The sequence below is a fragment of the Lawsonella clevelandensis genome (genome assembly GCF_003241315.1).
Classification (GTDB): Bacteria; Actinomycetota; Actinomycetes; order Mycobacteriales; family Mycobacteriaceae; genus Lawsonella; species Lawsonella clevelandensis_A.
In genome coordinates, this window is sequence record NZ_QFOZ01000013.1 from 24,344 (window position 1) to 36,878 (window position 12,535).

The window sequence follows — 12,535 nt, forward strand, 5'->3', positions numbered from 1 at the left end:
TAGTGAGCTGGACGGGTAGTCTTAACCTAGGACGCTTGATAAGAGTTTTCAGGAGATACGATGGCGCATTTTCGGAACACGGTAACTACGGGTGGGGACGACGCTGACAAAGTTGCTATGGTCGGCCTAACGTTTGATGATGTTTTGTTGCTTCCTGCGGAATCTAATGTCATTCCTTCTGGGGCGGATACATCTACTCAGCTCACTCGCGAAATTCGACTTCATGTTCCGATTCTCTCTGCAGCGATGGATACGGTAACAGAGTCTCGTATGGCTATTGCGATGGCGCGTAATGGTGGCCTCGGCATTTTGCATCGTAACCTTTCCATAGATTCACAGGCGGCTCAGGTGGAGACCGTTAAGCGTTCAGAGGCTGGTATGGTGACGGATCCCGTCACGTGTACTGCCGATATGACCATTAAGGAAGTTGATGACTTGTGCGCTCGCTTCCGTATTTCTGGTCTCCCTGTTGTTGATAGTGACGGCAAACTGGTTGGTATTTGCACTAACCGGGATATGCGTTTTGAAGTTGATAGCAACACGAAAGTGGGGGACATTATGACCCCCATGCCGCTTGTTGTGGCACAGGAGGGTGTCACTGGTGAAGCGGCGCTTAATCTTTTGCGTCGGAATAAAATTGAGAAACTTCCCATTGTTGACAGCAACAATAAGCTAACTGGTCTTATTACTGTTAAGGACTTTGTTAAGACGGAGCAGTATCCGCATGCCACTAAGGATGAGGATGGCCGTCTTCGTGTTGGTGCCGGTATTGGTACTAATGAGGATTCCTGGAACCGTGCGCATGCCCTTGTTGACGCCGGTGTGGATCTGCTGGTTGTGGATACTGCGCATGCCCACAATAACCGTGCTCTTGAGATGGTTTCCCGGGTGAAGAAAGAGTTTGGGGAGCGTGTTCAGGTTGTTGGCGGTAACCTTGCTACACGGCAGGCTGCTCAAGCTATGATCGACGCCGGTGCGGATGCTATCAAGGTTGGTATTGGTCCTGGTTCTATCTGTACAACGCGTGTTGTTGCGGGTGTTGGTGCTCCACAGATTACTGCCATTATGGAGGCCTGCACGGTTGCCCATAAAGCCGGTGTTCCTGTTATTGCTGATGGGGGTATGCAGTATTCCGGTGATATCGCTAAGGCTATTGCAGCTGGCGCTAATGCCGTCATGCTTGGTTCTATGCTGGCTGGTACTCCAGAAGCGCCCGGCGAAATTATGGTCATTAACGGTAAGCAGTTTAAGACGTATCGCGGTATGGGATCTCTGGGTGCCATGCAGGGACGTGGCCTCACCGGTGAAAAGCGCTCCTACTCTAAAGACCGTTACTTCCAGGACGACGTATTGGCTGAAGAAAAGCTAGTGCCGGAAGGTATTGAAGGTCGTATCCCACTGCAAGGTCCGCTGGAGAGTGTTCTTCACCAGATGGTGGGAGGCCTGCGTGCGGCTATGGGCTACACCGGTTCTCATACTATTGATGAACTTCATGATGCGCAGTTTGTCCAAATTACTGCCGCTGGTCTGCGCGAAAGTCATCCGCATGACATTCAGCAGACTGTAGCGGCCCCTAACTACCAGATTCGTTAAGCAACAGTAACTATAAGGAGACGACAAACCTATGCGTGACGTCGTAGAAATCGGTATTGGCCGTGAGGCTGTTCGTACGTATGAACTCGAAGATATCAGTCTGGTACCTTCCCGCCCACTTTGCAGCCATCGCGAGGTGTCGTTGGACTGGAAGATGGATGCTTACCAGTTTGATCTTCCTTTCGTGGCTGATGGCTCAGATGCGCTTGCATCCCCCGACTTTGTTATAGAGATGGGGAAGAACGGCGGTCTTGGTGTTTTCAACGCAGAAGGCCTTTGGTCCCGCTGGGAGAATGCAGAAGAGAAGATCGCGGAAGTTCGTAAGGCTGCCCTTGAGTCTGGCGACGTCGTCACACCTGTGACTCTTCTTCAGGAGCTCAGCCGTGAGCCTATCAAAAAGGAACTGCTGACCGCTGCGGTCAAGAAGATTCACGATTCTGGCGTGGTAACAGCTGTTCGCGTTTCTCCCCAGCATGCCCGTGAATTGGGGCCATTGCTGGTAGAAGCAGGCATTGACATTCTCTTTGTACAGGGCACTATGGTGTCTGCCCAGTATGTGTGGGAGGGGGAGGAGCTTCCCCTCGACATTAAGGAATTAGTGCGCGGCACGGATATTCCTGTTGTGGTTGGCGGATGCGTTAACTACCACACTGCTATGCATCTTATGCGTACTGGTGCAGCGGGTATTGTGGTTGGTTATGGCGCCACAGAGGGCATCACCACCACGGGTGAGGTACTCGGTATTAATGTCGCCATGGCTACCGCTATTGCTGATGCAGCAGCAGCCCGCCGCGACTACATGGAAGAGTCCGGTGGCCGTTATGTGCACGTCATCGCCAATGGCGATCTCAATTCTTCAGGCGATATCGCCAAGGCTATTGCCTGCGGTGCTGACGCTGTGATGGCTGGCCCGCTGCTGGCACAAGCACAGGAGGCAGCCGGTAAGGGCGTGTACTGGCCAATTGTGGCTGGGCATCCAGCTAATCCCCGTGGTGCTGTTGTTCCCGTCATGACTGAGTATGAAGCTGATGACGAGGACTACGACGGTCCCACGTTGGAAGTTATTCTGCATGGTCCTTCGTCCGAGCCGTTCGGAACGTGCGATCTTGCTGGTGGTCTGCGACGTTCCATGGCCAAGTGCGGATACACGTCGTTGAAGGCTTTCCAGCGCGTAGAACTGACTGTTCACTAGTAGAGTTTCATCACGTGTAGAAAAGAGATGCATTTGAGCACTCCGCAGCCTGTCCTTGTTGTCGACTTCGGTGCGCAATATTCTCAGTTGATCGCGCGGCGTATTCGCGAAGCTAAAATCTACTCTGAGGTCATTCCGCACACTGCCACCCTTGCAGAATTCCAGGCTAAAAATCCGGCCGCGATTGTTTTGTCAGGAGGTCCTTCCTCTGTTTATGCAGAAGGGGCCCCTAGCATGGATCCGGCTGTTTTAGAGATGGGTGTTCCCGTCTTTGGTATCTGCTATGGTTTCCAGTTCCTTGCCAAGACGTTGGGCGGGGTGGTGTCGAATACTGGCGATCGTGAGTACGGTCGTACAGAAATGACACTGCTAGATACCCCTCATGGACAGGGCGGTGTTGTCCATGCCGGTTTGGAACCAACTCATAAAGTATGGATGAGTCACGGGGACGCGGTACAGAAAGCACCTGCTGGGTGTACTGTTACTGCTTCCACACTGGGCGCTCCAGTAGCTGCCTTTGAGGATCTGGAACGCCGTATTGCCGGCGTGCAGTATCATCCAGAGGTCATGCATTCTCCGCATGGTCAGGAAGTTCTTGTGAACTTCCTGACCAAGGTTGCTGGCCTGCCGCAGGATTGGACTACGGAAAACATTGTCGATCAGCTCGTCACCCAGGTTAAAAACCAAATTGGGGACTCCAGCCGAGCTATTTGTGGTTTGTCCGGCGGGGTCGATTCGGCAGTTGCCGCAGCCCTTGTCCAGCGTGCTATTGGTGACCGTCTTACGTGTGTGTTCGTAGACCATGGTCTCTTGCGCGCCGGGGAGCGGGAGCAGGTACAACAGGATTTTGTAGCGGCAACTGGGGCTCGCCTCGTCACCATCGATGCTGTCGATAAGTTCCTTGATGAACTTGACGGTGTCACCGACCCGGAGGCGAAGCGCAAGACTATCGGTCGTCTGTTCATTCGCTCCTTTGAGGACGCTGTCAGTGAAGTTCTCGGGGAGAGCGCAGCGGAAGACGCGACGGTTGATTTCCTCGTTCAGGGCACTTTGTACCCGGATGTTGTGGAGTCAGGCGGCGGTGCTGGTACCGCCAATATCAAGTCCCATCACAATGTAGGTGGTCTGCCGGAAGATCTTGAGTTCACGCTGTGCGAGCCTTTGCGGCTGCTCTTCAAAGATGAAGTGCGTGCCGTGGGCCGCGAGTTGGGGCTTCCCGAGGTCATTGTGTCCCGGCAGCCTTTCCCTGGCCCCGGTTTGGGTATCCGTATTGTTGGTGCCGTCACTCGCGAGCGGTTGGAGATTCTCCGCGCTGCGGATGAAATTGCGCGCACAGAATTGACTAATGCTGGTCTTGACGATGAAATCTGGCAGTGCCCAGTAGTACTGCTAGCAGACGTGCGTTCGGTTGGTGTGCAGGGTGACGGCCGTACCTATGGCCATCCTATTGTGTTGCGTCCAGTGAGCTCTGAGGACGCTATGACGGCCGATTGGACTCGTATCCCCTATGAGGTCCTTGAACGTATCTCTACGCGCATTACGAATGAAGTGCCGGAGATTAACCGAGTTGTGCTGGATTGTACGTCCAAGCCGCCAGGAACTATTGAGTGGGAGTAAAAGTTAGTCTCACCCCACCTGCGCATGTTTCTCCTGTGCATCGTATATCACGGTGTTTGGAACGATGATGCGGGTGGGGTGAGAACATTTATGGTTTTGTTAGCGCAGTATGCTACTTCTGTCATCTGTGTAGCGAGTAATGGTGTAGAGCTGCGCGAAAAGTGGAGCTGCGGGAATCTTGGTGCCGTTCATTGTGTTGAGAGTGTTGGTTGACAAAATTGACTCTTGCACAATGTGAAGGAGGCCATGATCGTGGCTCTTAATAGTGATTACCAAGCTTTTAAGAATGTTGTTGCTGCACGTCGTTCTGTGTACGCTCTTAATGCTGATTTGCCTGTATCGGAAGACGATATCGTTTCTGTGGTAAAGGATCTGACGGAGCTTACTCCTGATGCTTTTAATCAGAAGAGCGCTCGTGCCATTGTTGTTTTTGGAGAGAAGAACCGGGAAGTCTGGGATGCTATCTATGATGCGTTCGATGGGAAAGTTGATCGTGCTAAAACAGATGCTTTTGCCGCTGGTGCCGGTACTGTTCTCTATTTCATTGATCGCTCGATAATCCAGTCGATGCAGGAGCAGTATGTTCTTTACGCGGATAGGTTCCCTGTTTGGGCGCAGCAGGCTAATGGGATGCTGCAGTTCAATATTTGGTCTGCTTTCCGCAGTTTAGGGGTGGGTGCGTCTTTGCAACATTACAACCCTGTCATTGATGAGGCTATCCGCGAGGTGACGGGTGCGCCTGCGTCGTGGGAGCTTGTTGCGCAGGCTCCTTTTGGCGGTATTGTGGCTGAACCAGGTGTCAAAGAAGGTGAAGATATCTCGCAGCGCGTGTGGGTGCAGCGATAGATTTCCTCGTTTATACTCTCACAGAGGCCTAGGAATACCGTACTTCGATGGAAGTGCGGTATTTTTCAATGAGGCTAGGGCAGATTACACTTTTGTCTAAGAGTCGCGAATCGCGTTATATAGGTACCGAAGCAGGAAAGAAGCAAGATATGTGGCAGGGATGATGGGTAATCTCATAGAACACCGTTATTCCATTTTAGTTAGCCGTATCACAGCATTCGTTGTGCATCGATTATTCCTAGTGACGGTAGGGTAAAGGGAGCGTTTACTTCATTGGTACAAGTGCGAGGAGCGATGATGAGGTCAGCTAGGCGCCGTCCTCTCACCATTGTTTTTGTCACCGATATGTTCGGTGTTGAAACGAACGGTATTGTTACGTCTGCCAGGCGTATGTGCGAGCAGCTCCGCGCACAGGGGCATACAGTTCGTGTTGTTGGTACCACAGAAAGTGGTAAGGATAAGGTTAAAAATAACTTAGAGCACGCTATTAAACATGCTTCGCAGAATAATTCTGAGACCGATGATGAGCTGTATGTAGTGCGCGAACTCCGCATCCCGGTAGTGAATCATTTCGCTAAAAAACAGAGTTTTATTTTTGGTACTCCGAAGATAGCAACATTCCAGGAGGCATTTGAAGGCGCAGATGTTGTGCACTTCTTTATGCCTATGATGTTGGAACAAGTGGGAGTTCGCGTCGCCAAGCGTATGGGTATTCCTATTACGGCAGCTTTCCACGTTCAAGCAGAGAATATTACGTACAATATCAGTCCGCGGTTACAGGGGGCAGATTGGGCTGCTACTGGCGTTTATAAAGTTCTCTATGAGATTTTTTATAATGCCTTCCCTTTTATCCACTGTCCTTCTGAGTTTATTAAGAACCAGTTACTGGAGAATGGTTACGGGAAACACGCCAAATTAGTTGTTATTTCTAATGGCGTAGGGGATCGTTTTCAGCCTCCGGCACTTGAGCGTCGAGTTTTTCCGCTGTATAAAGATACTTTCGATATTCTCATGGTGGGTCGTCTTTCTCCTGAGAAGAATCAGAAAGTTCTTATTCGTGCCGTGCAGTATTCGCGTTATGCGAAGCACATTCGAATTTTCTTTGCTGGTGGCGGTGCAGATCAGAAGATGCTGCAAACCTTAGGTAGTGTACTTCCGCGCCCTCCGAGTATTCACTATTATTCGCAGAAAGAATTAGTGAATCTTATGCATTCGTGCGATCTTTATGTTCATACTGCATCGGTGGAGATTGAAGCTATTTCTTGTCTAGAGGCTCTCGCAACCGGTCTCGTTCCGGTTATTGCGAATTCTGACAAATCTGCCACTCGCCAGTTTGCTTTGGACGACCGCAGTCTCTTCATCAACAATGATCCTCGGGATTTAGCTCGCCAGATTGACTACTGGATTGAGCATCCCGTCCAGCGTGTTCAGATGTCAAAGGTTTATGCCAAATCGGCTGATGTTTATCGGCTGCCAGAGTGCGGCCGAAAGATGGAGGACATGCTGTATGAAGCTGTGGAGCAATATCAAAAGTAACGTTTTCAGTTTCGCTTTTGCACCATTAGTCATGGCGGTGCTTCCACTGCTTATGCGGGTGCGTCTTGTGGGACGTGATAATGCTCAGCAGTATCGTCGTCTTACCCAAACGCGTGGTGGATTGGTGTTGTGTAACCATACCTACTATCTTGACGGGACCTTCGCTCTATATGCATTGTGGCCACGCAGGCTGTGGTACACCACGCAAGCAGAGAATTTGTCGTTGCCTATAGCAGGCCAGATTCTTTCTTTCTGGGACGCAGTGGGAATAGAACGGGGCAAAAACGGCCAAAAGAAGTTCAATGACGATATGGGTAAGCTCTTGCGGGAGGGAAAGTCTATAGTCCTTTACCCGGAGGGTAATTTACGGCTTTTCGAGAAGGAATTACAGCCGTTCCATAAGGGAGCTTTCCATCTTGCGGTACGCGAACAGGTGCCGATTCTTCCTATTGTGGCTATTCCCTTGCCGCGACGGTGGTGGGGGCTTCGACGTAGTATGCGTGCAGAAGTACTACCCCCTGTTGTTCCTCCTGCTATCTCTGTAGACGATGATGGCTATGAGGCTGCGGTTGAAGAGTTGCGGGACAAAGTGTTTGAGATGATGTCTGTGCGTATGGCGGCAGAAGGATAGATCTACAAAAGCCGAAAGCAAAGCTACATGGGGGTCTGTCCTGTGTATCCTTTTTGCGTATTCTTTTCCACTTATTCTTTAAAGCGTCCTAAAATGGGAAAATCTCTGGCAGTTTACCTGAAAGGTTTTCTGCCAGAGATTAACTTTTGTGCCCCCATAGGGACTCGAACCCTAGACCTGCGGATTAAAAGTCCGTAGCTCTACCAACTGAGCTATAGGGGCTTGCTCCTAACAATTTAGTAGAAATGTCGCGTAATACGAAATTGCGAGTAAATGGTGTCGCAACACTGTCTGAATGCAAGGGAATTACCAGCGGTTTTGCAGAATGGGGTGGTTATCCTTTAGGCTTAGTTTCGCTCTAGTAATAGGGAAAGGCCCCCATCGTCTAGCGGCCTAGGACACTGCCCTTTCACGGCAGCGGCACGGGTTCGAATCCCGTTGGGGGTACCAAGGCCCTGTGGCGCAGTTGGTTAGCGCGTCGCCCTGTCACGGCGAAGGTCGCGGGTTCAAGTCCCGTCAGGGTCGCCAGACGTTATCGTCTTGTTAAGGCCAGGTAGCTCAGTCGGTATGAGCGTCCGCCTGAAAAGCGGAAGGTCGCCGGTTCGATCCCGGCCCTGGCCACTGCTGCAGAAGCAGCTTTTTTCATATGGCCCTGTGGCGCAGTTGGTTAGCGCGTCGCCCTGTCACGGCGAAGGTCGCGGGTTCAAGTCCCGTCAGGGTCGCCGTAGTAAGAGTAAACCCCCGCATAGGAATATGTGGGGGTTTGTTGTATGTAGCCTTCGTAGTCTCTCTGTTTCGTCATCATGCTATGTTTCTTTAGCAGTGTCTCTTGTATCTTCTGCGTCTCCTATGCCTTTGAGATGCGCTTCTAGGGCTGTGGTTAGAGTGTGTGCTGCACGTGCTTCATATCGCGTATGCGTGCTGTTTAATGTGTACGGAGCGTGCTAGACACGTGCGGTACTCTGTGCATGAAATGCGTGTGCTTGAAACACAGCTGTACGTTGTGGGAGCTGGAAGGATAGTCCATGGGTACTTTTGCTAGTGGTATCTCTACTGATGTTTCTGCTGACCAGCCTCGGATACCGGTGGTGGTTCTAGCTGGTTTTTTGGGATCCGGTAAAACTACTCTTCTTAATCATCTTTTGCAGGATGATCATGGAATTAAGCTGGCCGTTATTGTCAATGATTTCGGCACTATACCGGTTGACGCCATGCTGGTTGCGGGACAGGTGGATTCTCTTGTCTCAATGGCTAATGGTTGTTTGTGTTGTCAGTCGTCGGATGAAGAGTTGGATAAAGCGCTGGATCAGCTTGCACATACTGATGGCGTTGAGGGGATAGTTATTGAGGCCTCAGGGCTAGCGGAGCCGCAGGTTCTCATGTCGATGGTGGCTACGGCTACTACGGTCACTGATGTGTCGGTAGGGGGGCTTATCGAGGTCATTGACGCCGGTGAAGTGAAGGATACTGTGCAGCAGCATCCGACGGTGCTACGTCGCTTGCATAATGCGGATCTTATTGTTCTGAATAAGGCGGATCGGCTTGAACGTAGTGAAGTGGCTAGTGTGCGGCGTCTTTTGAAGGATGCGGCGCCTGCTGTCATGGTTGTAACGACGGCTTACGGGCGGGTGGATGCTCGTGTCTTGTTTGATCGACCGGATAAGGATCCGCAGACTTTTGCGGAGCTTGTTTCTGATCATGCTCATCATGATCACGGCCACGTCCATGAGAATGGTGACGGTCATAGTCACCATCATGATCATTTACATGATAGCTACCGTACGGTTTCAGTTACTTTGGATAATCCTTTGCATCCAGCTCGTTTTATGGATTTTGTGCGGAATGGAGCTGGTGGTGCGTATCGCGTCAAGGGGTTTATCCAATTGGCAGGACCGCAGGAAAACGAGTCGTTTGTTTTTGAAAAGACGGGTCAGCATATTGCGTTACAACGCTGGTTTCCGCAGACTGATGAAGCAGGGGCGGTGAGGTCAGCGGACTCGGCGGAGTCGGCAGGCCAGTCAGGGCTTGTATTTATCGGTGTCAGTCTTGATGACGACGCCATTGCTGCAGCGTGTGATGATTGTGTGTGGAAGGGGGCGGATATAGATCCAGTAACTGAGGGTGAACTGTGGTCTTTTTATCCTTATCTGGAAGATGTTTCCGCAGAGCCTGACGATTATTGGTGGGATGAGCAGGAAGAAGAGTCTGGGATAGGTGAGGATTATTTGCTTGAGCCGGAAGAGGATCCTACGTTTCTTCCTTAATAGGTGATAATGGGGAGAGACATATCTAGCATAGAAATTATGGTTGTACATAGTTGTTTTTCAGAATGTATAGTGTGATGTGATCTGCATCATAACCGGTAGGTATGTTGACCCCGTATTGGGGTGAATGGAAAACCATTTTCCAGTTCCTTCAGTGAGGAGATTATGTGACTGCGCGTCAGGAATCGCACCAGGAATCTCATCGAGAATCTCACCGGGAATCTTCCACTCCACAGGAAAGTGATTTAGTTTCTGCTGCTGTACGAAACTTTTATGAGGAGTCTGGAGTATCAATAGCGCTGGGGGGCACAGGCTTTATCTGCTAATGAGATGTGCATTATTGAGGCTTGTGGTTTGAAGGCGGGTCTTATGCATCATTTGCGCATTGGATCCGACTGTGGTTTAGGCGGCCGTGTTTTTTCTGTGCAACGGGTCATGGGGGTAACGGACTATCTGCATTCTCAATCCATTAGTCATACTTTCGATATCTATGTTCAGAAGGAGGGGATCCGCTCTCTCGCGGCTGTGCCTGTAGTGGTACAGAGGAAAGTTCATGCGGTCCTTTATGCTGGTGCACGTGCGGCAGTACGCTTGCCGAACCGCATTTTGGAGTCACTAACACGTACTGCGCGGAATCTGGAGCAGGATATTGCGGTACTGGAAGCTACTGCTGTTTCTCCTGTTGAAATTTCAAGTACGGTGCAAGAGTCAGAGGGGCTGCATGCAGAGCATGAGCGTTCTGGTCCTATGTGGGAGCAGGTGCGTAAAGCGTATACGCGGTTGCGGGTGTTAGCTGCGCATGTTTCTGATGATGAGATTCAGCGTGAACTGGAAGAGATCGCGAATTTGTTAGTAGCGTATCCGCGGATAATGCCTGTTCATCTTTCTACCCGAGAGATTGATGTGCTGTCGTGTGTTGCTATGGGGCTTACGAATATTGAGGCTGCAGCGCAAATGGGGGTAGGCCCAGAAACGGTAAAGTCTTATTTGCGTAATTGTATGCGTAAATTGGATGTTCATAATCGATATGAGGCGGTAAGCTCAGCTCGTTCGTTGGGAGTTATTCCGTAGTGGGGATCCTGTCGCACTCTCTGAGTGACGCAGGTAGTGAGCTTAAAGTGAGTGAACTGTGGTGAATGATTCTTTTCTAGTGACTGGTGGGTCGCGTCTTTCTGGAGAAGTGGCTGTTTCTGGCGCTAAAAATAGTGTGCTGAAGTTAATGGCTGCTGCTTTGCTGGCGGAGGGTACAACGGTTCTTGATAATTGCCCACGTATTCAGGATGTTCCCCTCATGATTGAGGTGTTGCGGGGGCTGGGCTGCGAGGTTCTGTGGGAAGAGACTCTTGGCCGTATGACAATCACCACTCCTGCATCTCCTAGTTCGGAAGCTAATTTTGATGCGGTGCGTCAGTTCCGTGCGTCTGTGTGTGTGCTTGGACCTCTTGTGGCCCGTACGGGGAAGGCTATTGTGGCATTGCCGGGCGGTGATGCCATTGGTTCTCGCCCGTTGGATATGCATCAATCTGGTTTGGAGGCGTTGGGTGCGAAAACGTCTATTTCGCACGGCTGTCTTGTAGCGCAGGCGGAAGATCTACATGGTGCGCACATTAAGCTGGCGTTCCCATCAGTGGGGGCTACGGAAAATATTGTGACGGCAGCGGTACTCTCTGCGGGCACGACGGTGTTGGAAAATGCTGCGTGTGAACCCGAGGTTGTTGATTTATGCACGATGCTGCAGCAAATGGGGGCGGATATTGAGGGAATCGGTAAGAGTACGGTCACCATTCATGGGGTAGAGCGTATGCATCCCACAACGCACCGTGTTGTGGGGGATAGGATTGTTGCTGCTACGTGGGCTTTTGCTGCCTCTATGACGCGTGGCGATATTCATGTAACGGGAATCAATCCGGATTATCTCAATGTTGTTCTCATGAAATTGCAGGCAGCGGGTGCGGAGATTACTCGGGAAGAGGATGGTTTTCGTGTTGTGCAGCGAGAACGCCCCAAGGCCGTGAATTTTCAGACGTTGCCCTATCCGGGTTTTCCCACGGATCTTCAACCTATGGCTATTGCTTTGGCGTCTATAGCGGAGGGGGATTCTTTGGTAACCGAGAATGTCTTCGAAGCTCGTTTCCGTTTTGTTGACGAAATGGTGCGTCTTGGTGCGGATGCTTATATCGATGGCCACCATGCGGTTATTCGTGGAGTGGAGAGTCTTTCTTCGGCTCCTGTGTGGGCGTCGGATATTCGTGCAGGTGCGGCTCTTGTGTTGGCGGGTTTGGTAGCGGATGGAACTACCGAGATTCACGATGTGTATCACATTGATCGTGGATACCCGGATATTGTGGCGCAATTGCAGGCTTTGGGGGGGCAGATCTCCCGAGTTTCCATCTCTGATAGTGGTGCAAAGTAAACATTTGGGGTGTTTTTTCAACTGTTGTTGAACTTGTATCACCACTAAAAAATTTTCGTTTTCAGTGGACGAGGAAGCCCTGCGTAACTTTCATTGATGTAATTACAAGCAAGTCTCTGACCAGGGAATTTGACATCATTCGGGATAGTGGGTAACTTATTCCAGGTCAGCGAAACTGATAAGCCGCGAGAGCGACTGGGGAAGTCCCCAAAGACTTCTTGTTAGTTTCAGGCCAACTCTCAGTCACCAAGACAGAGTTTCCGCCGGTTTTGACGGAGACAACACAGTGTGGTAAGATTGAGAAGTTGCACTCAGAGAGTGGAAAACAGAGTTTTCTGGTCACTGAGTGGGCATGTTGTTTGAGAACTCAACAGTGTATTGATTTTATTGAATGCCAATTTTTTCTGCACCTGACCCCCGTTGGGTGTGGATGTTTGTTTTCG

Annotated in this window: 10 protein-coding genes and 5 tRNA genes; 13 read left to right on the forward strand and 2 right to left on the reverse strand. The window is 50.7% G+C overall.

Features of this window, described 5'->3' with window-relative positions; genetic code table 11:
* Positions 1-60: 60 nt before the first annotated feature.
* From guaB to DI579_RS06905, 6 genes are all read left to right on the forward strand, one after another.
* Positions 61-1,593 (forward strand): IMP dehydrogenase, encoded by a 1,533-nt coding sequence (gene guaB, locus DI579_RS06880; protein ID WP_303678985.1) that lies wholly within the window; start codon positions 61-63, stop codon positions 1,591-1,593.
* A 31-nt stretch (positions 1,594-1,624) separates the two neighbouring features.
* Positions 1,625-2,785: a GuaB3 family IMP dehydrogenase-related protein gene (locus tag DI579_RS06885; protein ID WP_290595690.1), complete on the forward strand. Its 1,161-nt coding sequence runs from the start codon at positions 1,625-1,627 to the stop codon at positions 2,783-2,785.
* A gap of 27 nt (positions 2,786-2,812) precedes the next feature.
* Positions 2,813-4,402, forward strand: coding sequence for a glutamine-hydrolyzing GMP synthase (gene guaA / locus DI579_RS06890; protein ID WP_290595688.1), 1,590 nt, complete (start codon positions 2,813-2,815; stop codon positions 4,400-4,402).
* 252 nt (positions 4,403-4,654) lie between these two features.
* Positions 4,655-5,248 (forward strand): nitroreductase family protein, encoded by a 594-nt coding sequence (locus tag DI579_RS06895; RefSeq protein WP_290599402.1) that lies wholly within the window; start codon positions 4,655-4,657, stop codon positions 5,246-5,248.
* Positions 5,249-5,545: 297 nt separating this feature from the next.
* The gene (locus DI579_RS06900; protein ID WP_303678986.1) at positions 5,546-6,784 is read left to right on the forward strand and encodes a glycosyltransferase; all 1,239 of its coding nucleotides are present in this window, start codon (positions 5,546-5,548) and stop codon (positions 6,782-6,784) included.
* 31 nt (positions 6,785-6,815) lie between these two features.
* A complete protein-coding gene (locus DI579_RS06905; RefSeq protein ID WP_290599400.1) occupies positions 6,816-7,415 on the forward strand; it encodes a lysophospholipid acyltransferase family protein in 600 nt (199 codons plus the stop codon).
* A gap of 149 nt (positions 7,416-7,564) precedes the next feature.
* On the opposite strand, the gene DI579_RS06910 is transcribed toward DI579_RS06905, so the two are convergent.
* Positions 7,565-7,637 (reverse strand) — tRNA-Lys (locus DI579_RS06910).
* 152 nt (positions 7,638-7,789) lie between these two features.
* Here DI579_RS06910 and DI579_RS06915 point away from each other — a divergent pair.
* The 5 genes from DI579_RS06915 (at position 7,790) to DI579_RS06935 (ending at position 9,679) form a co-directional block, all read left to right on the forward strand.
* Positions 7,790-7,865: transfer RNA gene (locus tag DI579_RS06915), tRNA-Glu, on the forward strand.
* A gap of 1 nt (position 7,866) precedes the next feature.
* Positions 7,867-7,943, forward strand: a tRNA-Asp gene (locus DI579_RS06920).
* A gap of 19 nt (positions 7,944-7,962) precedes the next feature.
* Positions 7,963-8,036: transfer RNA gene (locus DI579_RS06925), tRNA-Phe, on the forward strand.
* A gap of 27 nt (positions 8,037-8,063) precedes the next feature.
* Positions 8,064-8,137: transfer RNA gene (locus DI579_RS06930), tRNA-Asp, on the forward strand.
* A gap of 303 nt (positions 8,138-8,440) precedes the next feature.
* Positions 8,441-9,679 (forward strand): GTP-binding protein, encoded by a 1,239-nt coding sequence (locus tag DI579_RS06935; RefSeq protein WP_290599399.1) that lies wholly within the window; start codon positions 8,441-8,443, stop codon positions 9,677-9,679.
* Positions 9,680-9,739: 60 nt separating this feature from the next.
* Here DI579_RS06935 and DI579_RS06940 read toward each other — a convergent pair whose 3' ends face one another.
* Positions 9,740-9,913 (reverse strand): hypothetical protein, encoded by a 174-nt coding sequence (locus DI579_RS06940; protein ID WP_303678987.1) that lies wholly within the window; start codon positions 9,911-9,913, stop codon positions 9,740-9,742.
* Between the two features lie 135 nt (positions 9,914-10,048).
* Between DI579_RS06940 and DI579_RS06945 the strand changes: the two genes are divergently transcribed.
* Together DI579_RS06945 and murA are read left to right on the forward strand one after the other, a co-directional pair.
* A complete protein-coding gene (locus DI579_RS06945; protein WP_303678988.1) occupies positions 10,049-10,750 on the forward strand; it encodes a LuxR C-terminal-related transcriptional regulator in 702 nt (233 codons plus the stop codon).
* Positions 10,751-10,811: 61 nt separating this feature from the next.
* Entirely contained in the window at positions 10,812-12,092 is a 1,281-nt protein-coding gene (gene murA / locus DI579_RS06950) for a UDP-N-acetylglucosamine 1-carboxyvinyltransferase (protein ID WP_303678989.1), read from the forward strand.
* The last annotated feature ends 443 nt before the right edge of the window (positions 12,093-12,535 follow it).